Origin of the sequence: Pelagirhabdus alkalitolerans (assembly GCF_900096905.1) — a bacterium.
In the GTDB taxonomy this organism is placed as follows: domain Bacteria; phylum Bacillota; class Bacilli; order Bacillales; family Amphibacillaceae; genus Pelagirhabdus; species Pelagirhabdus alkalitolerans.
In genome coordinates, this window is sequence record NZ_FMYI01000002.1 from 446,234 (window position 1) to 472,070 (window position 25,837).

At 36.4% G+C, this 25,837-nt stretch carries 27 protein-coding genes; 4 read left to right on the forward strand and 23 right to left on the reverse strand.

Translation table 11 applies throughout. The features are described 5' to 3' along the window. Positions 1 to 104: 104 nt before the first annotated feature. The 9 genes from sigF to BLR62_RS04480 all read right to left on the reverse strand — a co-directional run bounded on the left by sigF (position 105) and on the right by BLR62_RS04480 (position 6,799). Positions 105 to 860 carry an RNA polymerase sporulation sigma factor SigF gene (gene sigF / locus BLR62_RS04440; RefSeq protein ID WP_090793703.1) on the reverse strand — a complete coding sequence of 252 codons (756 nt, stop codon included), beginning with the start codon at positions 858 to 860 and terminating at the stop codon, positions 105 to 107. An 11-nt stretch (positions 861 to 871) separates the two neighbouring features. After that, the gene (gene spoIIAB, locus BLR62_RS04445) at positions 872 to 1,309 is read right to left on the reverse strand and encodes an anti-sigma F factor (protein ID WP_090793705.1); all 438 of its coding nucleotides are present in this window, start codon (positions 1,307 to 1,309) and stop codon (positions 872 to 874) included. Beyond that, positions 1,309 to 1,659, reverse strand: coding sequence for an anti-sigma F factor antagonist (spoIIAA, locus tag BLR62_RS04450; RefSeq protein WP_090793708.1), 351 nt, complete (start codon positions 1,657 to 1,659; stop codon positions 1,309 to 1,311). Before spoIIAA ends, spoIIAB begins: the two co-directional genes overlap by 1 nt. A gap of 119 nt (positions 1,660 to 1,778) precedes the next feature. After that, entirely contained in the window at positions 1,779 to 2,936 is a 1,158-nt protein-coding gene (locus tag BLR62_RS04455; protein ID WP_090793710.1) for a D-alanyl-D-alanine carboxypeptidase family protein, read from the reverse strand. A 96-nt stretch (positions 2,937 to 3,032) separates the two neighbouring features. Then, a complete protein-coding gene (xerD, locus tag BLR62_RS04460) occupies positions 3,033 to 3,920 on the reverse strand; it encodes a site-specific tyrosine recombinase XerD (protein ID WP_090793712.1) in 888 nt (295 codons plus the stop codon). 246 nt (positions 3,921 to 4,166) lie between these two features. Then, positions 4,167 to 4,610, reverse strand: a complete 444-nt coding sequence (gene fur / locus BLR62_RS04465) for a ferric iron uptake transcriptional regulator (protein WP_090793715.1) — start codon at positions 4,608 to 4,610, stop codon at positions 4,167 to 4,169. Positions 4,611 to 4,711: 101 nt separating this feature from the next. Next, a complete protein-coding gene (gene spoIIM, locus BLR62_RS04470; protein WP_176759208.1) occupies positions 4,712 to 5,365 on the reverse strand; it encodes a stage II sporulation protein M in 654 nt (217 codons plus the stop codon). 78 nt (positions 5,366 to 5,443) lie between these two features. Then, on the reverse strand, positions 5,444 to 5,983 hold the full coding sequence (locus tag BLR62_RS04475; RefSeq protein ID WP_090793719.1) for an NUDIX hydrolase: 540 nt from the start codon (positions 5,981 to 5,983) through the stop codon (positions 5,444 to 5,446). 24 nt (positions 5,984 to 6,007) lie between these two features. After that, positions 6,008 to 6,799 (reverse strand): SDR family NAD(P)-dependent oxidoreductase, encoded by a 792-nt coding sequence (locus tag BLR62_RS04480; protein ID WP_176759209.1) that lies wholly within the window; start codon positions 6,797 to 6,799, stop codon positions 6,008 to 6,010. Positions 6,800 to 6,880: 81 nt separating this feature from the next. Here BLR62_RS04480 and BLR62_RS04485 point away from each other — a divergent pair, with 81 nt between their 5' ends. Genes BLR62_RS04485 through rnz form a run of 3 tightly spaced genes read left to right on the forward strand, consistent with a single transcriptional unit; the run spans position 6,881 to position 9,541 of the window. Further along, on the forward strand, positions 6,881 to 7,618 hold the full coding sequence (locus BLR62_RS04485; protein ID WP_090793723.1) for a glycerophosphodiester phosphodiesterase family protein: 738 nt from the start codon (positions 6,881 to 6,883) through the stop codon (positions 7,616 to 7,618). Next, entirely contained in the window at positions 7,608 to 8,621 is a 1,014-nt protein-coding gene (gene namA, locus BLR62_RS04490; protein ID WP_090793726.1) for an NADPH dehydrogenase NamA, read from the forward strand. Before BLR62_RS04485 ends, namA begins: the two co-directional genes overlap by 11 nt. Positions 8,622 to 8,626: 5 nt before the next feature. Next, positions 8,627 to 9,541, forward strand: a complete 915-nt coding sequence (gene rnz / locus BLR62_RS04495; RefSeq protein ID WP_090793801.1) for a ribonuclease Z — start codon at positions 8,627 to 8,629, stop codon at positions 9,539 to 9,541. Positions 9,542 to 9,590: 49 nt separating this feature from the next. Here rnz and BLR62_RS04500 read toward each other — a convergent pair whose 3' ends face one another. The 4 genes from BLR62_RS04500 to BLR62_RS04515 all read right to left on the reverse strand — a co-directional run bounded on the left by BLR62_RS04500 (position 9,591) and on the right by BLR62_RS04515 (position 13,747). Next, positions 9,591 to 10,274 (reverse strand): class F sortase, encoded by a 684-nt coding sequence (locus BLR62_RS04500; RefSeq protein ID WP_090793728.1) that lies wholly within the window; start codon positions 10,272 to 10,274, stop codon positions 9,591 to 9,593. After that, positions 10,258 to 11,064 carry a DUF4397 domain-containing protein gene (locus BLR62_RS04505; RefSeq protein WP_090793731.1) on the reverse strand — a complete coding sequence of 269 codons (807 nt, stop codon included), beginning with the start codon at positions 11,062 to 11,064 and terminating at the stop codon, positions 10,258 to 10,260. Before BLR62_RS04505 ends, BLR62_RS04500 begins: the two co-directional genes overlap by 17 nt. 272 nt (positions 11,065 to 11,336) lie before the next feature. Next, positions 11,337 to 12,584: a DNA polymerase IV gene (locus BLR62_RS04510; protein ID WP_090793733.1), complete on the reverse strand. Its 1,248-nt coding sequence runs from the start codon at positions 12,582 to 12,584 to the stop codon at positions 11,337 to 11,339. 53 nt (positions 12,585 to 12,637) lie between these two features. After that, positions 12,638 to 13,747: a M20/M25/M40 family metallo-hydrolase gene (locus tag BLR62_RS04515; protein ID WP_090793736.1), complete on the reverse strand. Its 1,110-nt coding sequence runs from the start codon at positions 13,745 to 13,747 to the stop codon at positions 12,638 to 12,640. Positions 13,748 to 13,873: 126 nt separating this feature from the next. Here BLR62_RS04515 and prli42 point away from each other — a divergent pair, with 126 nt between their 5' ends. Then, positions 13,874 to 14,014 carry a stressosome-associated protein Prli42 gene (gene prli42 / locus BLR62_RS04520; protein WP_090793739.1) on the forward strand — a complete coding sequence of 47 codons (141 nt, stop codon included), beginning with the start codon at positions 13,874 to 13,876 and terminating at the stop codon, positions 14,012 to 14,014. 47 nt (positions 14,015 to 14,061) lie between these two features. Here prli42 and BLR62_RS04525 read toward each other — a convergent pair whose 3' ends face one another. The 10 genes from BLR62_RS04525 to BLR62_RS12440 all read right to left on the reverse strand — a co-directional run. Then, positions 14,062 to 15,021, reverse strand: a complete 960-nt coding sequence (locus BLR62_RS04525) for an aromatic acid exporter family protein (RefSeq protein ID WP_090793741.1) — start codon at positions 15,019 to 15,021, stop codon at positions 14,062 to 14,064. Positions 15,022 to 15,133: 112 nt separating this feature from the next. Then, entirely contained in the window at positions 15,134 to 17,158 is a 2,025-nt protein-coding gene (locus tag BLR62_RS04530) for a methyl-accepting chemotaxis protein (protein ID WP_176759210.1), read from the reverse strand. A gap of 161 nt (positions 17,159 to 17,319) precedes the next feature. Then, positions 17,320 to 18,561 carry a dihydrolipoamide acetyltransferase family protein gene (locus BLR62_RS04535; protein WP_090793746.1) on the reverse strand — a complete coding sequence of 414 codons (1,242 nt, stop codon included), beginning with the start codon at positions 18,559 to 18,561 and terminating at the stop codon, positions 17,320 to 17,322. A gap of 18 nt (positions 18,562 to 18,579) precedes the next feature. Beyond that, the gene (locus tag BLR62_RS04540) at positions 18,580 to 19,566 is read right to left on the reverse strand and encodes an alpha-ketoacid dehydrogenase subunit beta (RefSeq protein WP_090793749.1); all 987 of its coding nucleotides are present in this window, start codon (positions 19,564 to 19,566) and stop codon (positions 18,580 to 18,582) included. Then, a complete protein-coding gene (locus tag BLR62_RS04545) occupies positions 19,567 to 20,565 on the reverse strand; it encodes a thiamine pyrophosphate-dependent dehydrogenase E1 component subunit alpha (RefSeq protein WP_090793803.1) in 999 nt (332 codons plus the stop codon). Between the two features lie 52 nt (positions 20,566 to 20,617). Continuing rightward, positions 20,618 to 22,039, reverse strand: coding sequence for a dihydrolipoyl dehydrogenase (gene lpdA, locus BLR62_RS04550; RefSeq protein WP_090793752.1), 1,422 nt, complete (start codon positions 22,037 to 22,039; stop codon positions 20,618 to 20,620). Between the two features lie 181 nt (positions 22,040 to 22,220). Beyond that, positions 22,221 to 23,567: an aspartate kinase gene (locus tag BLR62_RS04555; RefSeq protein WP_090793755.1), complete on the reverse strand. Its 1,347-nt coding sequence runs from the start codon at positions 23,565 to 23,567 to the stop codon at positions 22,221 to 22,223. A 173-nt stretch (positions 23,568 to 23,740) separates the two neighbouring features. After that, the gene (locus BLR62_RS04560) at positions 23,741 to 24,334 is read right to left on the reverse strand and encodes a CAP domain-containing protein (RefSeq protein WP_090793758.1); all 594 of its coding nucleotides are present in this window, start codon (positions 24,332 to 24,334) and stop codon (positions 23,741 to 23,743) included. A 304-nt stretch (positions 24,335 to 24,638) separates the two neighbouring features. Continuing rightward, positions 24,639 to 25,463, reverse strand: a complete 825-nt coding sequence (locus BLR62_RS04565; RefSeq protein ID WP_090793760.1) for a hypothetical protein — start codon at positions 25,461 to 25,463, stop codon at positions 24,639 to 24,641. A gap of 190 nt (positions 25,464 to 25,653) precedes the next feature. Beyond that, on the reverse strand, positions 25,654 to 25,837 hold a 184-nt coding region (locus tag BLR62_RS12440; RefSeq protein WP_425438858.1), incomplete at its 5' end, for a hypothetical protein.

Below are 25,837 nucleotides of genomic sequence, written 5' to 3' on the forward strand. Positions count from 1 at the left end.
TATGAGGTAAAAAATGCAATAATATACGTATGTAAATGATTGACTTCTGTTTTAACAAACAAAACGAACAGGCGCTCACCATTGCCCATTCGTTTTGTTCCATCTTATGCTTCATTCGATAATTGTCCCTTTAAGTCAAGCAGTATTTTCTTTTCCAACCTTGATACTTGAACTTGGGATATACCTAATCGTTTAGCGACTTCGGACTGCGTCTGATCTTGAAAATATCGTAGATAGACGATGAGCTGTTCTCGAGGTTTTAAATGTTCCATGACTTCCTTTACAAGTAAATGATTAAACCAATCATCATCATTATCCTTTAATTGATCTAGTAAACAGATTGGGTCTCCATCATTTTCATAAACAGTCTCGTGAATGGATTGCGGCTGTCGAACAGATTCTTCAGCATAGATAATTTGTTCAACAGTTAAATCCAAAGAACACGCAATTTCTGAAAGTGTTGGCGATCGACCTAAAGATTTGGAGAGTGCCTCCTTTTCTTTTCTGACTTTATGGTTTAATTCTTTAAGCGAGCGACTGACTTTTATCGCACCATCATCACGGATGTAGCGCTGAATCTCACCAATAATCATCGGAACAGCATAAGTTGAAAACTTCACATCATATGATAAATCAAATTTATCGATTGATTTCAACAATCCAATACAACCAATTTGAAACAGATCTTCTTGATCATAGCCCCTATTTATAAATCGTTGAACAACAGACCAAACGAGGCGCACATTACGTTCAGTTAATAGATCTTTAGCTTCCTTACTGCCAGCTTGACTCTCTTTAATTAATTGCTTCACTTCGGTATCTGATAAAGGTGGCTTTTTTTTAACTTGATTTATTTGCATCAAGGACCACCTCACTGACAATATGAGCGTGACGTGTGTAGTGTCTTCTCTAAAGTGACTTTTGTTCCTTCCCCGTATGCCGATTCAACTTGCAAACGATCCATTAAATTCTCCATAATCGTAAAACCCATTCCTGACCGCTCCATTTCCGGCTTAGATGTATACAGGACTTCTTTAGCTAGATCAAGATCTTTAATCCCTACACCAAAATCTTCGATCACAATTCGTAATCTATCTCCATTCAGTTCACAAGATAAGTAAATATCAAATTGATCCGATTGTTCATATCCATGAATAATGGCATTCGTAACAGCTTCTGAAACAACTGTCTTTATTTCATTCACCTCATCTAAGGTAGGATCAAGTGGCGCAATAAAAGCAGATACAACAAATCGAGCAAACGATTCATTTTCACTTATACTTTTAAAGGACAGATGCATATGGTTCATTACGATGCCACCCCCAAGTAAACTAATGCTAAATTTTCATCTTTTTCGATTTGCATAATTTTATATAGCCCTGACAAATCAAATAAACGTCTAACAAGTGGTGATAATTGACAAACAACCATTTCATGATTCGGTTGTTTAAATTCTCTATATCTCCCTAAAATAACGCCTAAGCCCGAGCTATCCATAAATGTTAGCCCTTCTAAATTTAAAAGAATGTGATCTGGATTTTGGTCTCTTTGTTCTTGTTGCCATTTTGCTTTTAACTCTTTGGCGCTATGATGATCGAGTTCTCCTGATAAACGAATGATCAACACATTACCTTGCATTGTAAATTGATAAGTCAACATTGAATCGTCTCCCTCTTTTCTTCATACATTTTATTGATGTTTTCATGTATTCGCCTCTTCATTACCTATAACCTGCTACTCAGCAAAACTAGTACGTTTTCGACTGTATCTGTCACGTTTCATAAAGAATTAAAACGCCTTACAACATCAAACAATGACTCTGTCCAGTTAGCTTTTTTTATGGGTATAGTTGAACGTAAATTAACAGATGCATACACCTCTTTATCAATTAATACTTCTACAGTTCCTACCACTTGCTCTTGATTAATAGGAGCCTTTAAATGATCATCTATATAAATATTATATTGAACGTTCTCTAACGCTTCATTTTTAGGTAAAATAATCGCTAAGTCACGCTCACCTACTAGTTCATAATGCGACTTCTCACTTTGAAATACATCTGCTGTTGTGAGCACCTCATCTTTTTTGACTAATACGTGACGATCAAACTTTGCGTAACCGTAATCAAATAATTCTTGAATGGTTTTATTTCTTTCTTTTACACTGTCAGCCCCCATGACAACAGCTATTAAACGCATATCCTCTCGAATGGCACTAGCTGTTAAACAGTATTTCGCATCAGCTGTATAACCAGTTTTCAATCCATCAATGGTAGAATCATGCTTAACGAGTTTATTCGTATTGACTAACCAAAAAGCATCATCCGTATCTTCCCTTAAGTAGTCTTCATAGATTGACGTATAGTCTGTAATCCACTCATAATTTAACAACTCATTTGCAATCTTAGCTATGTCTTGCGCGGAGGCATAATGATCGTCTGCTGGTAAACCTGTCGTATTTTGAAACTGTGTATCTGTTAGCTCTAGGTCTTTAGCCTTCTCATTCATAGCTTCTACAGCATTGGTTTCATTACCAAAAATGTGCTCAGCTAAAGCTACGGTAGCATCATTTGCAGACGCGATCGCAATTGCTTTTAGTAAGTCTTGAACCGTCATTTGCTCATTCTCTTCTAAAAAGATTTGAGTCCCGCCCATTGAAGCAGCATGATCAGTGACTGTAACTTGATCTGTTAAACTCAATTGGTTAGTCTCTATCGCCTCTGCGATCAATAGAAGTGTCATCATTTTTGTCATACTGGCAGGTGAATATGATGCCTCTTCATTATCTGCATATAAAATGCGACCAGATTCGTATTCCATTAAGACAACACTCCGCGTATCATGGGAAAGTGATGGACGATCGATAGAGGCCGATAGATTTTGTGGCCAAGACACCAAAAAAATTAAACAACAAATTAACATCGTTAAATAACGCATATAAATCCCCCTTAAAATGGTATATACGCATTCTAGCCTGAAGGGCTTATCTTTATACTACTATTAAAAAAAGCTTGAAGATTTTATCTTCAAGCTTTAAGCACGCGGATGATAGTCTTTATATATTGTTTTTAATCGCTTATTTGTAATGTGTGTATAGATTTGTGTAGTCGATATATCGACATGTCCGAGCATTTCCTGTACAGATCTTAAATCCGCTCCATTCTCAAGTAGATGTGTAGCGAACGAATGTCTTAACATATGTGGTGTTAAATTTTTTTTGATACCTTTTTCATGTGCTATTTTCTTTAAAATCTTCCAAAAACCTTGCCTTGTTAGCGGTCTACCATGTTGATTGACAAATAATGCATCCGTATTTGTCTTCTTCACTAGTTGGTTTCTGGCTTCTTCAATATAAACTGTCAATGCTTCTTGAGCTATATCTCCTAAAGGGATCATTCGTTCTTTGTTCCCTTTTCCTAAACAGCGTACAAATCCCATTAAAAGATGTAAATCGTGTATATTCAGCTGTACTAATTCAGAAACCCTAAGTCCTGTTCCGTACATGAGCTCAATCATTGCTTTATTTCTAGATGCAAGTGGGTCAGATGGTTGAATCGACAAAAGTCGATCAACTTCTTCTGAATTTAGCACTTTAGGTAATTGATAAGACTTTTTAGGTGTTTCGATATGCAGGCTAGGGTCATAATCAAGGATACGATCTTTTAATAGAAATTGATGAAATAGACGAATCGAAGATAATGTTCTAGAAACCGTTGCCGTTTTAGCACCTTGATCATTTAAATCATACATAAATTTTAAAATTTTGTCTCGATCAATTTGATTAACAGCTGTTACGGATAATTGTTTCTGTAAAAAGTGTATATATTTATTGATGTCACGCTTATAAGCCATGACTGAATTATCAGCCAGACCTCTTTCAATCTTTAAATAATGTATAAAATCCTTTACTTCTAGCTCCATCCCACATTCTCCTACTCGCTATCATTTCGTGACCCATTCTACTATTGTAAATGGGCGTATCTCTTCTAGTGGCTGATCATATTCATCTATATACAATAGTGTACCATAAGAAAAGATGATGAAGCTTATTAAAAAGACTAACAAAAACTTTATATAATCCAAGATCGACCCTTTCATCATCACTCATCCTCAATAAAAAATGGTTATAAATATAAAGCGAGATGCTTTTATTTATAACCACTTATATTAGTTTTTATTCTGACAATCTCGACAAACACCATGGAATGTTAACCGATGATCTTTGACTAAAAAACCCCATTCATTCTCTACCCTATGTTCCACATCTTCTAGAAGGTCTTCTATAATTTCTTCCACTGTTCCACATTGCATACAAACGAGATGGTGATGAAAATGTGTTGCCCCTTCTTTTCTTAAGTCATAACGCGAAACGCCATCTCCAAAATTTATTTTATCAACAATGCTTAATTCAGTCAGTAATTCTAATGTTCGATAGACAGTTGCCAATCCGATTTCTGGCGCTTTTTCTTTGACGAGTAAATACACGTCTTCTGCACTTAAGTGATCTTCTTCTCTTTCAAGTAAGACACGAACGGTAGCTTCACGTTGTGGTGTTAACTTGTAACTTTGAGCATGTAAGTGTTTTTTGATACGTTCGATACGATGTTCCATAACGGAAACCTCCCTCACATTCTCAATTATAATCAGAGAGTGAAAACGTGTCAATTAAAATTATTATAATCTGAAAAAGAAACTAAATCGTAATCTTATAATTATTCTAAATTAATAAACTGTATAGCCTGTTCAACTAACAAATGGTTAACCGATGACTCAATCATAGAGACAATTCCAGCAATACATAAAAAAAACACAAATGCTAAGCTGTATCTTAAAAAAGGCTTGATTGTAAACTTGTGGAATCTTCTATCTGTCATTCGTTTAATGAGATAGATTGAACAAATCATAGCTAATGTGCTCGCAATCAAATAAAGGGGTATGAATACAATGTTTTTGGGCAATAAAAGTAATACTGAACAAGCCAAGCCACTGAACCCATAGTGATGAACAAAAAAGCCAATGGTAAACCCCATAAATAATCCTTTTGAGAAAATAAACAGAAAAATAAGGGGCATGCCAATAATTGAAAGACCTACGCCGTACAAAATCAATAAATAAATAAGATGCTCGTAAAAGTAGTTCGTAAAATTTAAATCGCTAAGTAATGATGGATGTTCAATGATTCTATCAAAATACTGTTCGATAAAAAATAAAAGTTCTTGAGATTGAGTGAAATGCATAAAGACGACTAAAAGCGCACCAAAAATCAATCCCATCACAAACAAAACAAAGATAAACACATAGTGCAAATAGTGACATTGTATATGTCTAGCTAAAAATGAATCTAAGATATTATTGATATAAGCCACCTCCAGCCTTTCATCGCGCTCACATAAACGATTATATGAGATTTGAAAATGAGATAGACCTATTTTTTTATCCGATTTTTATTTATTTAACTTTAAATATTGCACAGCAAAAAGTGTCTTTAAGTCTTGTATTTCTTTTTTCTTAATCCATTCATCGATTTGAGCAATATCTGCTTCGTATAATTCTACAAATTCATCTTCATCTAAATCAGGTCTTATTTCAAGCTTAGTTACTTGATCAGTCCAATACAAATGTAAATACTCATCACTAAAACCAGGCGAACTGTAAAATGACGTTATGTAATGAAGCTGATCAGTTGTATAACCTGTTTCTTCTTCTAATTCGCGTCTTGCCGTCAAAATCGGTTCTTCCCCTTCTTCTAACTTACCAGCTGGGATTTCAATTGATGAACTTTCCATCGGTTTACGATACTGTTTAACCATTAATAACTTATTGTCATCTGTTAGCGCGATCACAGCAACCGCTCCTGGATGTTTTACCAATTCACGTTTTGACTGTTCTCCGTTAGGCAGCTGGACATCATCTACAGTCACATCGATAATGGCGCCTTTATAAATATGTTTTGTATTTATTGTCTTTTCTTCTAATTGATCCATTTTTGTCATCCTTTTCGTCATCTATTATTTTTTATTGAATGAAGGTCCCATCAGGCGTTCAATTGTTCTTGGAAATAAGTCATGTAATTTAGCCCCGACTGACATCCAAAATGGCAAATTAATTTCTCGCTTATTCGTAAATAAAGCTTTTTTTATTTTTTTACTCACGATATCTGGGTCTAACATGAATTTCTCAACTGCTCTTTGATAGCTTCCAGTTGGATCTGCTTGGTTAAAAAAGGCTGTTCTTACAGGACCTAAGTTCACAGCCGTTACATAGAGTTCTTTTAAATTGAGCTCTAACCTTAATGCATCCGTATACCCTAAAACGGCATGCTTCGTTGCGCTATACGTCGACGCTTTCGGTGTTGCAATTTTTCCGGAGAATGAAGCGATATTTACAACATGTCCTTTTTTATGCTTTAAAAATAAAGGAATGATTTCTTTCGTTATTTCAATTAAAGAGAGCACATTCAATTGAAACATTTGCTCCGTTTTCTCAGTCGGCGTTTTATGCGCTAACTCAAAATAACCAACACCTGCATTATTAACTAATGCATCAATTGTCTCATGATCTGTCATGACTTGTTTCATCACGTTACTTGCTTGATTTACATCTGTTAAATCCGCTTGATAAATCGAGCAACTTGCTTTATTGTCTCCATCAATTGAATGTTTTAATTGTTTCAATTTGTCTTCTGAGCGACTGATTAATATTAAATGAACAGAATCATTTGCTAATTGTTTAGTGAGCGATAAACCTATACCACTTGTTGCGCCTGTTATAACAATCGTTTTGTTTGAAAGTTTAGTCATAATCTCCCTCACCATCTATATATTTACTTCATATTATGCTACGATTTACTTCATACTGCAAATTTAATTGGGGGTTGGCTTATGCAAACATCTGTAATCGCCCATCGAGGCGCAAGCGCCGATCGGCCTGAAAATACATTGACTGCGTTTGAGTTAGCATACTCTTATGGTGCTCATGGTATTGAAACCGACGTTCATTTAACAAAAGACCGTATCCCAGTGCTGATTCACGATCCAACGGTTGATCGTGTCACACAATCAACCGGCTATATAAAAGACTTTACCTATAATGAATTAAAAACTTTAGACATCGGTTCATGGTATGATCCAGAGTACACAGATCAAAGATTATTGACCTTGGATCAGTTCTTAAGTTGGATTCATGACAAACCATTAACCATCCACTTAGAGCTAAAAACAGCCAAATTTAATTATCCAGAGATTGAAAAGATTGTAATTGAAAAACTCAAGTCATTCAATCTAGAAAACCGAACAACCATTTCAAGTTTTAACGCACACTCTTTAGTGACTGTTAAGCAGTTAAATCCATTCATAAAGACAGCTTTACTAACGAATCATTATTCTCAATCTGTTCACAAACGGGTTAAAGAATATAAGGTTGATGGGGTTCATCTGAAATTTCGTGCACTAACCCCTTCAGTAGTTAAAACCATTCAAAAAGAGCATTACATAGGTGTTTTTACCGTTAATGACTCTAAAAAGATCAATCAATGTTATAAGTTAAATTGTGATATTATAATGACAGACAATGTGCCACTTGCACTTCAATTAAGAGAGGAGTATGAACATGAACAATGAATTATTTCAACCTATTCAATTTAAACAACTCGTCGCTAAAAATAAGCTTGTCATGTCACCGATGTGTACGTATCAATCATTAGAAGAAGACGGAATGGTGACGCCATTTCATTTGACCCATTATGAATCAAGGGCTATCGGACAGATCGGAACCATCATGATCGAAGCAACAGCTGTACAGCCGGAAGGTCGAATATCCACTAAGGATTTAGGGATCTGGTCTGATGACCACATTGGAGGCTTGCAACAATTAAATCAGCGGATTCATGCTCATGGTGCATTAAGTGCGATCCAACTAGGTCATGCGGGTAAAAAAGCAAAAACGAACGAACCGGCCATGACGCCGACTGAAAAATTAGATGATAAAGCGCATCACGCAAAAGAGATGACCCTTCATGATATAGAGGAAACGATTCATGCATTTAAACAATCTGCGATTCGATCTATAAATGCAGGATTTGACATCATTGAAATTCATGGTGCACATGGCTATTTAGTCAATCAATTCCTCTCACCCTTAACCAACCAGCGAGAGGATGAGTATGGTGGTTCGAGGGACAATCGGTATCGATTATTAAAAGAGATTATTGATGAAGTGAAAAGCGTTTTTGACGGTCCTTTATTTGTTCGTATTTCAGCTGATGAGTATCATCAAGATGGCAACCAGTTAGATGATTTTATTTACTTTGCGAATCAAATGAAACAACAAGGTGTTGACTTGATTGATGTGAGTACAGGTGGTGTTATTCAAGCAGCAATTGATGTTTTTCCAGGCTATCAAGTTAAACACGCCGAAACGATTAAACATCAAGCACAAATTAAAACAGGTACTGTTGGTTTAATCACCCAACCCCAACAAGCTGAAGAAATCATTCACAACGAGCGTGCAGATCTTGTCTTTTTAGGACGCGTCTTGTTAAGAGATCCATATTGGGCATTACATGCTGCCCGATCACTTAATGTAGATATTGCCTTACCAGAACCTTATAAACGAGGTTGGTGATTGTTTTGAATGTTACATTTTTAGGAACGGGTGCTGGTCTTCCCTCAAAATATCGTAATGTCTCAAGTATTGCTTTAGACTTGAGTCAAGAAATTGGTGAGACGTGGTTGTTTGACTGTGGTGAAGCAACACAACACCAAATTTTGCACACATCAATAAAGCCAAGAAAAATTACTAAAATATTCATCACACACATGCATGGAGATCACATTTTTGGTTTGCCTGGTTTGTTGAGCAGCCGATCATTCCAAGATGGCACAACGCCAGTTAAAATTTACGGACCTATAGGCATCCGATCTTTTGTCGAGAATAGTTTAAGGCTTAGTTCAACGAATCTTTCTTATCGTTTATCTTTTATTGAAGTCACCGATGGGTACGCCGAACAACTAGAGGGATTTAATCTTAAGGTGAAGAAGTTAGAGCATGGTATTGATTCATTCGGCTATCGGTTAACTGAACATGATCGATTAGGTAAACTAAACGTTAATCAATTAAAAAATGACGGGATTCCACCAGGCCCTATTTATAAAGTTATTAAAGAACAACCAACAACTAAACTAGATAATGGTGAGGTTGTAAATCGAGATGATTATTTAGGCCCGCCGATTAAAGGACGACGTATAAGTGTGATGGGAGATACAAGAAATCCTTACCAATTTAAGGACTTCGTTTCAAATAGTGACCTTCTTATTCATGAAGCGACGTTTAAGCATGAGGATAAAGAATTGGCTAATCGATTTTATCATTCAACAACGATTGAAGCGGCTCAACTAGCAAAAGAAAGTCGCGTTAAGCAACTTATTCTTACACATTTATCAGCACGATATGATAAAACAGGTATCGATCTATTAAATGATGAAGCCCAAGCCATTTTTAAATCAACAACGATTGCAGAAGACTTATTAGAAATTGATATTTAAACGTTAAACAACGAAAGGCATTGTAGTTAATTACAATGCCTTTCGTTGTTTATTGAGTCATTTCTTCTGTGAAAACGACAAGTCTTTCTCGGTGTGTTCCTGCTTGTCGATCGAATTCACCTGTACAAGTAATTAAGTTTAAGTTTGATTGAGAGGTGGGGCCAAACACCTCTTCAATATTTTTTTCGTCATATGGATAGACTTTTTTATGCGTCACACGAAATATACGCTCATCCCCCTGGTCGTTATGAACCTTTACAACATCTCCTTTTTCTAACTCATCAAGATGATAAAATATCGCTGGTCCATTTTGATCATCAACATGACCAGCCATTACAGCTTGACCCGCCGCACCTGGTTTTGGGCCACGATTAAACCAACCAACTTGGTCACCATCATCCGGAACGCCCATTTTACCATCAGGTAGAATGCCCACATCTTCAATGGATGTATCAACATCTATAGATGGAATCGAAATTCGATCAGGAACAATCCCTTGTGTTGATGAGCCCACGGGCGTGATGTCTACACGTCGCGGCGTAACACTGCCGGCGTCAGGGAATAAACGACTTGATTTATAGGTAGGCTGATACGTTGATCTTTGGCTCAGTAAGTCACCTGAAAGTGTCTCTGCACCTATATTGTCTACGTGAGCACCTAGAAAATAAAACCCAAAACTTATGACCATCACTATACTTAAACTTAATGTAATCATTTTATCTTTCAGTTGCATGTTTTCTTGTTTTAACGAATAAAACAAGGCCCGCAAGTGAAGCTGATCCGATCATTAGTGGAAGTGTATTGGATTCAGCTGCTGAACCAGCACCTGTTTCAGGTAATTCTTCTGGCATTTCATAAGCCTCATCTGCAACTAATACAATGTCAAGTTCATCTGCATCTGCACCTACAGCATATACAGAGTAGATCATGTTCTCTTCTAATGTTGTATCAGATAAATCTAAAACTTGATCTGTTGTTCCTGCTGCGCGAATTTCTAAATCATACGTAGCAGGGTCTAACTCTAAATAATCTGTTACAGCAAAGAATTCAGCGCCTTCAACTAGGCTATCACCATCAATTAAACCGACATCTACAGCCGGTGCACCTGGCGATAAATGACCAACACGTAATTTTAATTGGCCTTCTTCTACTGTTGTATCATCAACTAAAGCTTCTAGTCTAAAATCGCCACCTTCTAATAAATCAACAGCAGCAACTGTGTAATACGTACCTGCTTCCACATCTAATGATTGCTCATATACTGCCTCATCATCACCCGCAGCGTGAATAGCAATATCATAACTACCCGCTTCTAATTCTAAATAGTCTGTTATATCTTGAAACGCTATATCTTCTACCGTCAATTCTCCATTCACATAAACATCAACACTTGGTGCGTCTGGAGACGCATGTAATACTCTGACTCTGGCTTCCTCATGTTCATGTGCAAAAACGGGCGATCCGACAAGTGACATTACTAAAACACTTACTATCAATGTAGCTAACACTTTAACCTTCTTCATTTTTCCATCTCCTCTTATATTGTTTTTGTAGAAAAACACCTTGTGTTGTGTCTACGCCTTTTATATACCTAAGTATTTTGAATTCTAAACTTTTTTATGCATGAATTTTCATAAAATAAGCGAATAGGTAGATAAAAAAGGTTATGATCTCCCAATTGGTGAGTCTATTTATGTATAACATTTGTATAACTTTAGTATAGTATTTGTATAACTTAATTGGATGTATAACATATAAAAAGACATTTCCCCTTAGTTAGAAATGTCCTTTTATATTAATTTTTATAATCATCTAAAAAATCTTTTTGAAAGCTTGTACTCGGTTCTTGATGATCTTCCTTAGGTTGAAATGATTTGAACGGATTTTTCCCATATTTCTCTGTTAAGTCATGAATCGTTTCATATAATGCTTCATCTTGAATTTGTTCTTGATAACGAAATAAATTGAGCTGCTCAATAATGTCGGATCGTTCAACCAATCCTTGAGCTGTCACACCTAAAAGCCGAACAGGCTCACCATTCCAATGATGTTCAAATAAGTCAGTCGCTTTTTTGTAAATTTCTGATTCGCTCATTAAGTATTCAGAACTTGTAATGCTACGTGTAATGGTTTTTCGATTATTATAACGAATCGTTAGTTGAATCGTTTGTCCCGCGACTTCTTTTCGGTTTAAACGGTCTGAAACTTTTCGTGATAACTTACGGATTAGCATATACAATTTTGTTTCATCAATCGTATCTTCTTTTAATGTTTCAGAATTCCCGATACTTTTAAAATCATAAATCGCATCCGGATTAACAGGGCTCTCGTCAATCCCTTGAGCCCGTTCTTTCAAACGTTCACCGTTGATGCCTAAGAGGCGTTTTAATTGGTAACGATCCGCTTCAATTAAGTCACCAATTGTAAATACTTGAATCGTATGCAATTTCTCTTTCGTTTTTTCTCCTACACCGTACATTTCTTCAATTGGCAAAGGCCATAATTTAGTGGGCAAGTCCCTTTTTCTCAGAACCGTCATGCCCATCGGTTTTTGCATATCAGAAGCCATTTTAGCAAGGAATTTATTGGGTGCAATACCAATACTACAAGGTAGATCAAGTGTCTCTTTGATTTTTCTTTGCAATTGTTTGGCAATTTCTATAGGAGTTCCTAAAGACTCACAATGGGTAATATCCATATAGCCTTCATCGATTGATACGGGTTGAACAAGTGATGTCACCTCTGACATTAATTTAAAAATTTCTTTAGATGCTTGTCTATAACGATCAAAATTCGGACGCATCACAATTAAATCTTTACACAGACGTCTCGCTTCCCACAAAGGCATGGTTGTCTTTACACCTTTGGCTCTTGCTTCATAGCTGCTTGTCACGATAATCCCTTTTCGTTCTTCCGGATTACCCGCAATAGCGAGAGGCTTTCCCTTTAGGTCTGGATTATAAGCCGCTTCAACAGATGCATAAAAACTATTCATGTCTACATGAAAAATAACACGTCCATTTTTAGGATAAAAATTAGACATTTGATCGCTTCCTTTATGGCTTATGATTTATCGAACACTTCATTCACATCTTTTTATACTGACTGAATAATCTTGAGAACAAATTCTGCTAATTTATTTAACTCATTTATTGATAGGCGTTCATTCGTCGTATGGATCTCTTCATAGCCAACTGCTAAATTAACGGTTGGAATCCCTAAACTTGAGATGATATTTGCATCACTTCCACCACCACTTTGTTTAAGTTCACTTTTAATACCAATTGCGTTTGCAGCTTTTTTAGCCAATTGAACAACTTCATCTGATTCATCTAACTTATAGCCAGGATACATTTGTTTAATATCAAACTCTACTGTAGCACCATTTTCTTCTGCTGCTTGTTCAAACGCATGTTTCATTTTATCGACTTGATTTTTTACTTTGTCTTTATCTAAAGACCTGGCCTCAGCTAATACCTCTACATAATCACAGACGATATTTGTTTTTTGTCCACCTTCAAATCGACCGATATTAGCAGTAGTCTCTGAATCAATTCGACCTAACGGCATTTTGGCAATGGCTTTTGAAGCAACGGTAATAGCTGATACCCCTTTTTCTGGTGCTACGCCTGCATGAGCTGTTTTTCCATGAATCGTAGCAAATAGCTTCACCTGTGTCGGCGCAGCGATTGTCATCTGACCAACCGAACCATCACTATCCAGTGCAAAACCTAATTCAGCATTTAGTAAGCTCTCATCAATTGCTCTTGCTCCAACTAAGCCTGACTCTTCTCCGACTGTAATGACAAACTGAATATCGCCATGACTTAATTCATTTTCCTTAATAATTTGAATCACTTCTAACATGACAGCTAGTCCAGCTTTATCATCTGCACCTAGTATTGTTGATCCGTCTGATGTAATAATATCACCATCTACAATTGGCTTAATTGATTTTCCAGGAACGACCGTATCCATATGAGAAGTGAAATAAATTGGCTTTGTCTCTTTATTGCCACGCAATGTGCAAATTAAGTTCCCAGCCCCGTGACCTGTTTCTGATTGTGAGTTATCTTCAATGACTTCTAATCCCAACTTCGTTAACTTTTCAATTAACACATCAGCAATATGGCGCTCTTCTTTCGTTTCTGAATCAATCTGAACAAGTTCTAAAAAAGTATCTAATAATCTGCTTTTATTTAACATGTTACCCCTCATTTCTTCCTTCATTTTAATCTAAAGAAACATTTACTTCAACGTTAAGACTTGTCAACAAACTCAATTCAAGCTAAAATAGTATGTGATTAGATCCGTATTAAAGGAGGTCTCTTTATGGCTAAGGCAAAACAAAACAATCAAACTCAAACCCGTAAACCATCAAAACGTCAACGTCGCAATAAAATCATTGTTTATTTAATGATCGCCGCAATGGTTGGATCTGTGTTTACAACTGGATTAGCATACGTATTGTAAGAGAGTAACGCGTGAGGTTACTCTCTTATTTTTATGTCAAAACACCATTAATTGTCTTTTTCTGTTAACGTCTTATTCTTGATCGTTAAATAATGTTCTACTTCATTTAATAATTGAAATAGTTTCGCCCGAATTTCAAATTCTTTTCTCGTCTCTGGTAAATCATCATCCTCAAAATAGCTCCGTAATTCATTCACTCGATCAAGTTGATAGCTCACATTATTTTCTGGATAAATAGCATCGGCTAAATCATCAAATAGTTCGGCAATTTTTTTAGCTTGTTCCACACTCACGCGCAATCCATGAATAATCACTTTCATACGTTCCAATGAATGAAACTGAACTTCCCTCATTGAAAAATAACTTGTTTGACCCTCGTGATCAGACGTGCGGCTCAATATATTCTCGCTCTCTCTTTGAACTAACGCAGTGGCCTTCTCAAAATCTACTTTCGACCGATTCAAATTTTTCTCATCTAAATGATACGTATGCCCTCTTAAAAATAACGACATATCACGGAAAAATGCTTGGTAATTGGACTCAATATCTTTTTTAATCGCTAAAAGATCTTTATCAAGGCTAGGCATATAGAGGTTAAGAATTAAAGCTAAAATAATACCGACAGCCATGATTAAGATTTCGTTAATGATTAATGGGATACTAACTTCTTGAGCGGCATAAAAGTGAAATAATATAACTAAACTTGTAATAATACCTGGTGTAATTTTCAGCGCATCCGTCACAGGGATAAATGTGATTAATAAAAGCCCCACTGTTAACGGGTGATAACCAATGCCTTCAAATATAACATACGCAAAAATGATCGATAATAAACCTGCTGCTGTCCGGTGCCAAGCTGTTGTAAACGAGCGTTTCTGTGTCGGTTGAACACAAAGCACGGCAATAATAGCAGCAGAACCCGGACTACTTAATTGTAAAATCTCCGCAATCCAAACAGCGAGTGGTGCCGCAACGGCTGTTTTTATCGTTCGATAACCGATTTTCATAACCTCTTCACCCTTTTTCTAATAAATCATCTATGTATTTCAATCCTTATAGTATAAGTGATATGGCTTTAAAACACAAAACAGAGCCAGCTCAAATGAACTGGCTAAGTGTTTATAGTTTAAAGGTATTAACTGAAGATTTAAGCGTTTCTGCCAATTGATCTAATGCAACTGACTGTTCACTTAATTGTTCAATCGTGTCACGTTGTTGTTGTGAATAGGCTGCTGTTTCCTCAATACTTGCTGAACTTTCCTCAGAAATAGACGCAATTTGCTGGATTTCTTTATGCATATGTTGACTACTCTCATCAATCGTATTGACAGTTTTTCTAACATGAGTGATTGTCTCATCCATTTTTTGAATGGTTGATTTAATTTGATCAAAATAGTCATTTGATCTTTCAATTTCATTGACCCCTTTTTCTGATTGCGTTGCAGTCTGATTTAATGAATCAGCAAGCGTGCGTGTTTCGCTTTTCATTGACTGAATCACATTAGATATATCAACAGCTGATCGACTGACTTGCTCTGCTAACTTCCTAATTTCATTTGCTACCACAGTAAATCCTTGACCTGCTTCACCAGCACGCTTCGATTCAATCGCAGCATTTAGTGCTAATAGATTGGTCTGTTCTGTAATTTGATTAATCACATCTGTCAAACGCACCACATCTTCCGTTCGAGCTTCTAATCCGTTCAATTTCTCAACAGATGTATGCACTTGTTCATTAACATGGCGCATTTGATTTAATGATTGCACCATTTGTTCATAACCTTGACTTGATAAATCATTCACTGATGTTGACACATCGGTTAAAGCTTGTGAATCATTACGCAATGCTTGTATTTCTAAATCAAGTGTTTGTGATGCGTTTACAACGTCTGCAGCTGATGACGCTTGTTTCTCTGCGCCTTGTGCGAGTTCTTGTAGGGTTTCAGATGTTTGAATAATTCCCTCTTGTAAATCTTCACTTGAGTTTTTTAAGTCTCCACTTTGATGTGATAAGTCGCCCGCTGTGTCATTCGTCTTTTTCATTGCTGATTTTAAGTCTTGTACCATCTGTTGAATTGCAAGTGAAAGTTGCTTCACTTCACCTGAACCCCTAATCGGTATATCAATTGTTAGGTCACCACTTGACACAAGTTGTGCCGATTGTTGTAGTTGCATTAAAGGTTTTGTAATTCGACGAGAAACTAAATAACCAGTTACACTAACAATTAACATCGTTAGAAGGGCAACACCTAAAATAATCGTTCTTAAATTCACTACGGATGACAACACTTCGTCTCGGTCTTCATTAACGAGTAAGACCCAATCATTACCTGAATAGTCGCTATAACCACCACTCCGTGCATACCCAATAATTGAATCCACATCCGCACTCGATTGTGCTCGTGTCACGCCTGATTGATCTTGCTCAAGCTGATTAACAATTTGGTAAATATTTGACTGTGGATCTAATTGATCACTTACAGTTTCTTCAGATTCATTAACTGTCGCTTGAGACACCGTATCTGCAATCTTCTCACCCGTCTGATCAACTAATTCGACTGTGCTTGAGTCGGTCATTATCGAATTAATATCATCCCATATATGCGTCATATTTAAAGATGCCTCTATAATTCCATTGATGGATTCACCTTGTTCAATCGGTACGTAAAACATCATGACAAACTCGTCTAAAGCATCATCATACTGTATGTCAGATAACGTTACCTCTCCTTGAATACTGTCTTGAAACCAACTTGACGACGGCTCATAATTTGTGCCGGGTTGATTTGACGATTGACCTCTTAATTCACCATCTGAGTCTAACACTGTCAACGATTCAAAATAATTATGTGTTTGAATGGCTGAATCTAAATCATTCGTGATCGACAGTTCATCCGTTAGTGCATTTTGTACAAAATCTAATTGTGACAACACATTTAAATCACGAATACGTTCATACATAAATCGATCGATCTTTTCCATATGTAGTTGTGCGTTCTCTTCAACCTTTTCCCCTGTTTCATCCTCTAATGCATTTGATGATACTTGAAAAGCTAGTAAGCCAATAACTATAATTGGCAGTAAACCAACAAGACCAAATGTTACAATAAGTTTTCTTCTAATACCCCCACGCAAGTTCTTCATGTTGATCATCCTCTTTTTCTATATCTTTTGTGATACTAATCACAGCTTTAGTATTATCGGATTTAAACTATAATTGTTTAACGATGTCACAAATTTGTCATTTTTTTCATAAAAAAAGAAACAACCTTATTGTTAGGTTGTTTCCAGTATGAGAAGTTATCTTAATAAATCGGGGTGGTATCACCTGAAATGTTCTCTAATATATCCTTAACGTGAGACATGAAGCGACCACATATAACACCATCTAATATACGATGATCTAAAGATAAACATAAATTAACCATGTCGCGTTGCGCAATCATATCATCAATAATAACGGGCTTTTTCACAATCGATTCAACTTGAAGAATAGCTGCTTGCGGATAGTTGATGACACCCATAGACTGAACCGAACCAAATGTCCCTGTATTATTGACCGTAAATGTGCCACCTTCCATGTCCTTTTGAGTTAACGTGCCGTGCTTTGCCTTTTGAGCAAGAGTATGCACTTCTTTTGCAATACCTTTTATGCTCTTTTCATCTACATTTTGAATAACCGGAACGAATAACTCTGTTTCATTTCCAACTGCTATCGATAAATTAATATCCTTATGTTGAATGATTTTATCGCCTGCCCATGAACTATTTAATTCAGGGAATTTTTTCAATGCTTTTGCAACAGCATTCAAAAAGAATGCAAAATAAGATAAGTTATACCCTTCTCGTTCTCTAAACAAGTCTTTTTCATCATCACGATACTTCACAAGGTTTGTTACATCGACTTCGATCATCATCCAAGCATGAGGAATCTCCGTCGTTGCTCTGACCATGTTATTCGCAATCGATTTTCTAATACCAGTGACTGGAATTTCAAGATCTTGGTTATTTAAGATTGGATTTGGCGCCTCTACCTGTTGTGGTGCTTCTTTCGATCGTTCTTCTTTCGTTGGTACACTTGTTTGTTCAGGTATTGGTTCATTTTTAGGCTTATTAATGTATTGTTTTATATCTTTTCTTGTAATTCGACCACCTAGTCCTGTGCCTTTAACTTGTTTTAAGTCCACTTGATGTTCATTGGCTAAACGCATAACAGCAGGTGAATAGCGATCAGCCATTGATTCTGTTGAAGCGAGTTCTTCTTGAACAGGCTCACTTTTTTCAGGAGCTGACTTCATTGTTGATTTATCCGTTTCAATCTCACATAAAGGTGAACCAACAGCAACTGTTTCACCAGGCTCAACTAATTGCTTGGTCACTTTACCTTCAAATGTTGATGGAACTTCAGCGTTCACTTTATCTGTCATCACCTCAACTAAGGGCGCGTACTTACTCACTTGGTCACCACTTTCAACTAACCATTGACTAATGGTTCCTTCCGTTACGCTCTCTCCCAATTGAGGCATGGTAATCGTTTCAATTGGCATATTTATTCCTCCATAGCATTAAAATAATGCAAGTTCTAACATTGCATCTTTAATTTTATCTTGATTAACCATAAATGCTTTTTCTAGAGTACTCGCATAAGGCATAGATGGAACGTCAGGTCCTGCTAATCGTTTAATCGGAGCATCTAGTTCGAATAAGCAATGCTCAGCGATAATCGCACTTACTTCACCGATGATGCTTCCTTCTTTATTATCCTCTGTAATTAAAAGCACTTTTCCTGTATGATTCGCCGCTTCTATAATCGATTCTTGATCCAGTGGATACACGGTTCTTAAATCAATTAAATTAACAGATACACCTTTTTCCTCACTTAACTCTTTTGCTGCTTCTTTTGCATAATGTACCATCAATCCATATGTGATGACGGTTATATCATCGCCTTGTAGCACTTGATTTGCTTTTCCAATTGGCGTTAACACTTCTTCTTCTGGTAATTCTTCTTTCAATAAACGATACGCTTTTTTATGTTCAAAGAACAAGACAGGATCTTCATCACGAATCGCTGATTTCAGCAGTCCTTTTGCATCTTTAGGATTGGATGGAATCACGATCTTCAAACCTGGCTGATTAGCAAATACTGATTCGATCGATTGCGAGTGATAAAGGGCACCATGGATCCCTCCACCGAAAGGCGCCCTAACAGTGATCGGACATGACCAATCACCATTTGAACGATAACGCATTTTAGCTGCTTCAGAAATAATTTGATTAACAGCTGGTAATATAAAATCGGCAAATTGAATCTCAGCAATAGGATGCATCCCGTACATTGCTGCACCAATTCCAACACCTGTGATCGCAGATTCAGCAAGCGGCGCATCAATAACGCGTTCTTTTCCGAATTTGTCATACAAACCATCTGTCGCTCTAAAGACACCACCACGTTTACCAACGTCTTCTCCTAATACAAATACACGTTGATCACGTTCCATTTCTTCTGTCATCGCTTGATTGATTGCTTCAATATATGTGACTTGTGCCATTTAGTTAACTCCTTTCGTCTGATAGACATGATCGTAAAGCGTATCCTCGGATGCATACGGTGCCTGATCTGCGTAATCTGTTGCCTCATCAATTTCTTCTTTTAACTTCGTCTCTATTTCTTCTTCAACTTCGTCAGTTAAAATATTTTGCTCTTTTAAGTAATTTCTAAAGTGAATTAAGCCATCATTTTCTTTCGCTTTTTCAACTTCTTCCTGAGACCGATAACTAGAATCATCGTCATCACTTGAGTGAGGTGTTAAACGATAGCTTACAGCCTCAATTAATGATGGACCTTCTTGATTTTTGGCACGATCGTGTGCCTCTTTAACAGCTCGGTACACATCGAAAGGATCATTACCATCAACGGTTTCACCATACATACCATAACCTTTTGCGCGATCAGAAATCTTCTCACAAGCCACTTGATCACCTAGTCCCACTGATATGGCATATTGATTGTTTTCCACCATGACGATCACAGGTAATTTATGGACAGCTGCAAAGTTGCACCCTTCATGGAAATCACCTTGATTAGATGATCCCTCACCTAAAGTGACAAAGCTAACAGCTGGATCATTTGATAATCGAGTTGCTAGCGCAACCCCTACAGCATGTGGTACTTGTGTTGTGACAGGTGATGAACCACTCAACATACGCAGGCGTTTATGACCAAAATGACCTGGCATTTGACGTCCGCCTGAATTTGGATCTTCTGCTTTTGCAAAAGCTTGTAACATTAATTCTTTTACGGTCATGCCCATTGCAAGGACAACCCCTACATCACGATAATAAGGTGCTGAATAATCTCGGTCTCGATTTAACGCAAAACTAGCTGCCACTTGCTGTACTTCTTGTCCTTGACATGAAACAACAAATGGAATTTTCCCCGCTCTATTCAGTAACCACATTCGCTCATCAACACGTCTTGCCGTCAATATGAGTCGATACATTTCAAGGACATCATCATCTGATAAGCCTAATTTTTCATGTTTATTCATCATTTGTTCCCTTCCTTTCATACAAAGCCTTTAAATAGAATTTATTAATGTGTTAACCATGGATCATTTGATCGTCTATTGAAAGAGACGCTTCCTGGAACGCTTCACTCAATGAAGGGTGAGGATGTGCAAGACTAGCAATTTCTGAAGCTTCTGCATTTAAAATCATGCTTAACCCTGCTTCTGAAATTAACTCTGTTACCGTACTTCCGATCATATGAACGCCTATAACATCTTTTGATTGGCGATCCACAATAAGTTTTATAAACCCAGAGTAGTCACCATTAATATGTGCTTTTCCAATTGCACTAAACGGACACTTCTTAACAATAATATCTAAACCTTGTTGCTTGGCTTCATTCTCGGTCAATCCTACCATCGCAACTTCTGGTGAACTATAAACACAACCAACGACTAATTTAGAATACAATTCATTTTCTAGTTGATTCGCGAGATGACCCACAGCGATTTTTCCTTCATTTCCTGCTACATGTGCAAGTTGTGCGCCACCAATACAATCTCCAATCGCATAAATATGTGATTCTTTTGTTTGGTAATTCTCATTTACTTTGATCGTGTTTGATTCTGTTAATTGAATGGATGTATTCTCTAACCCAATCTGTTCAATATTCGCTTCACGTCCAACAGATACAAGTAAGCGTTCTGCTTCAAGGTTTATTGTTTCTGCATTGTTCTCTATCTCAACTGATAAGGTTTGATTTGTTTGTTTATAATTTCTGACTTTGGTTTCTTCATATATGGTGATTCCTTTTTTTTGCAATCTGTTTCTTAACTCATTTGACAGATCATGATCAAACTCAGGTAAAATTGATGAGGCCGCTTCGACCACGGTTACCTGGACATCAAAATCAGCCAACATCGAGGCCCACTCAATGCCAATGACACCGCCACCGACAATGACGATTGAAAAAGGTAATTGATCTAAATAAAACATATCATCACTAGATAAAACAAATTTGTGATCAAAAGGTAAATTAGAGAGTGACTTTGGTTTACTTCCTGAAGCAATTATGACATTTTCCCCAACAAGAACTTCATTTTCACGCTCATCATCAAATTCAACAGATACAGCACCTGCAACAGGGGAGAATATGGACGGACCTAATAAACGGCCAAACCCGTCAAATATATCAATTTTATGTTTTTTCATTAAGTGCTTAACACCTTCGTACAGCGTGTTAATGACTTGATTTTTTCGATTTTGAATGGCACCTAAATGAATGCCCACATCACCAGATTCAATCCCGAAATCATCACTTTTGGATATGGTTTGATAAACAGATGCACTTTTTAAAAACACCTTTGATGGAATACAGCCTTTATGTAAGCATGTTCCACCTAACTTATCCGCCTCAACTAATGCAACCGTCAATCCTAGTTGCTTTGCTCTGATAGCTGAGGTGTAACCGCCAATACCACCACCCAATATGACTAGGTCATAATTTTTAACCATAAAAAAACTCCTTTATTTAAATGACGATTTTTAATTAATTGTACACTTTTATCGTATCGCTTAATCCAATAATTTGCAAGAATAATTTATATAAGATATTAAGATTAGGTCATAATTTTAACGTATATAAAAGAACGAGTATGCATTGATATTCAACACATACTCGTTCTTTTATATTTCTTTACTCAAAAAAAGCATTATACAAGGATTGAACAGCTTTCTTCACACCGGCTTCTTTTATTCCGAACATTAATGATACTTCTGATGAACCTTGATTAATCATCTCAATATTTACACCAGCATCTCCAATCGCCTGAGCTGCTTTAGCTGCTGTTCCAACGTGACAGTGCATTTCCTCACCTACAACCATGATTAGCGCCAAGCCTCTTTCTGTATATACCGTATCAGGATTAAGCTCTTGATTGATACGGTTGATGACGACTTGTTCTTTTTCTTCATCCATCTGATTCTCGCGGATAATGACAGACAAGTCATCAATACCAGATGGTGTGTGTTCGTAGGAAATGCCTTCATCTTCAAGGATATTAAGCAATCGACGACCAAAACCGACTTCTCTATTCATCAAATATTTACTCACGTATAAACTCATAAACCCTTTATCACTTGCAATCCCAACGACAGGATCACCACGTACTTCTTTACGAGACACAATAATGGTTCCAAGTGCATTTGGATTGTTCGTATTCTTAATACTTACTGGGATTTCAGCTTTAAAGGCTGGAATCAAAGCTTCAGCATGGAAAACTGAAAAACCAGCATACGACAATTCACGCATTTCTTTGTAAGTAAGCGATGTGATCTCTTTAGGATTATGAACGATTTGTGGATTAACACAATAAACAGAATCTACATCTGTAAAGTTCTCATAGAGCTCAGCTTCAACACCTGCTGCTACAATCGATCCTGTAATATCCGAGCCACCACGAGAGAAGGTGACAAGTTTTCCTTCTTTTGTATACCCGAAGAAACCTGGAATAACAACAATCTGATCACGTTTTCGGATATTGTAAATATGATCAAAACTTTCATCTAAAATTTGTGCACTACCAGGTTCATCACTTAACATAATACCTGCATCTTTAGGATTTAAATAGGTTGCATCCATCCCTACTTTAACAAGGTATTCACTTAATACCTTTGCTAAGGAATCTTCGCCTATAGCTTTTAACGCCTCAAGCTTAAAGTCAATGTCTCCACCTTCAGTAAACAGTTTATGAACATCTTCTTTAATGTCTTTAAGTACACGATCGGTTAGATCAAGCTCTGTAATAATTTGCTTGAAGCGACTAAGTACAGCATTCAGTTCATCTGTTGTGTCTTCCCCATTCTGAAAAGCTTGTCCTAACTCAATTAATAAATCTGTAACTTTTGTGTCCGCATCATCACGTTTACCGGGTGCTGAAACAACGACAACACGTCTCGATTCATCTGATTCTATAATACGAGCGACCTTCTTTAATTGCTCAGCACTCGCAACTGAGCTTCCCCCAAATTTTGCTACCTTCATTTTTATACAACTCCAATATTTTTTTCTAATATTAAAATAGTATCATAAAATGAAAGTGATTGTTATAACAAAATTCAGATTATTTAATACGAATTACACGATTTTTGAACGAAAGCGCGCTTATCATGGAGAGATACTATATTTTCAATTGATTTGGAATCATTTCAGGAGATTTACCGTTTTATAAACATTTGCGTCCAGTAATTGCCATCCTCAACATAACCAACACCGATATGTGTAAAATCACCCAAGATATTATCACGATGCCCCGGTGAGTTCATCCAATCATTAACGACCATTTCAGGACTCGTTTGTCCTCTTGCTATATTTTCTGCTGCTTGGTTGTATGAAATCCCAAATTGATCCATCATATTAAACGGAGACCCATAATTGGGACTTTCATGGCTAAAGTAATTATAATCTGCCATATCTTTCGACTTATGTCGTGCCACTCGTGATAGCTGCCAGTCTAGTTCAAGCGCTGGTAATCCATTTTCAATTCGTCTCTCATTCGTTAGATCAGCGACTAAATTTTCGACTTGTTTGACGTCATCTTTATTCGGTATTTTGATCCTGTCATTGGGGTAGATCAGATCTGGATTGTCAATTTGTTGGTTATTGTTTATGATTTCTGATAACCCAATTTCAAATCGTTGAGCTATTTTCCATAACGAATCCCCCGAACGAACAATATACACATCCTCTGCCATTAACAACAATGGACTTAACATAAACAAAACCAAGACTGTCATGACTATTTTTTTCATAAAAAAACCTCCTTTTTCATTATCATGAGACAATGTGGAGGTTTTTATACGCTATTTATTGTTAACTCGCTCGATATTCTAATCGTAAATGATCAGCAACCACGGCAATGAATTCGGAATTAGTAAATAATTATACTTAAAATTAACGTTGGTATGTAGGGATTTCCCGTACTTTATACTTGTTAAGAGTCAATATATTTATCGTCTCTAAAGTATTTATTTGTTGGCTTAATTGTATAAAATCTAGTGATTGATTGCAAGCTTTTTCCTAGATATAAAATAAGCTACCTATTAAGAGTAACTTTCAACTTGAAATATTTAGTTTTTCTAATTCTAAAAAATCAACTATATCCTCTGGAGGTACAGAATAGTTTTCTTTTAAGAATATCATTTTATTAGAGTAATGCTCCAAATCATTGTGTAACCAGTTAAGTATATAGTTTAATGTGTTAAGAATTAAATGTTCTTCTAACTCTTTTTCGGTTTCCATTGACCAGTTTCCAGTATCTCTTATATTTAAGTGTCTTAGACCTACTTTAAATTTAACTATAATTGGATTACCTTTCCAGTCTCTTTTTAAATCTACACACTTAACACACTCAGAAATGTTTTGTACAATTTCAGGACATTCGATAAGATGTTTAACATTTGAATCTTCCTCAATTTCATTATTATACAAAAAACCATTTATGCAGTGATCTTTTCTTAATCTTCTATTATATAGAGAATTATCACATTTTATCGGCCTGTTTTGATAGGAAATCTCTATTTGCCCTTTATTACTTTCAATATTAACATCATGGTTTGCTAAATAATTTCTTAGAAAGTTATCTGACTTTCCGATGTCATACAAGTTAATAAGCCCGTTTGCTTCAATGCTTTCTTTTACAAAATCTGTAGTAAGATGGAATACAATAATGGATTGAATATTAAGACCAGAACATGATTTACCAAACAAATAACTGTGGAGTTCGTTAATATCGTATATTTCATCATACTTTTGCGGATAACTTACAACCTCATGTATTTTAGTAAACAAGAAGTTCATTATATCATTATTTGAAACATTATAAATTTTTGCTAATGAATTAATTGCAGTGTTACCATCACTACAGTCTAAAATAGCCATATCTTATCCCTCCTAATAAATTAAATCTATCACATACTAATTAGATTTGAAATTTAATTGTAATAATTGATTGCGTCAAGTACTTGTGGGAGTTTTTTTAAGTCCCTTATTTTATATCGTTTTAAGCCACACAATGATAGCGTTTACACCGTTTTATTCATGGGTAGGGCATCAACTTTTTCGCCTTTTTTTAAATGCCTCGTAATCCTTTTAGTGCGTTTGTAATTGGTTTTCCAACCGCTGATTTTAGATAGCCTAAATTATCTCGTGTTGCTTCTGCTGCACTGTCTTTTAACTTTTCGACAAAGTGCTTAGGTGGGGGACTCTTTCGCTTTTCCTGTATTAATGCTGGTGTTTGTTCTAGGATGCCTTGC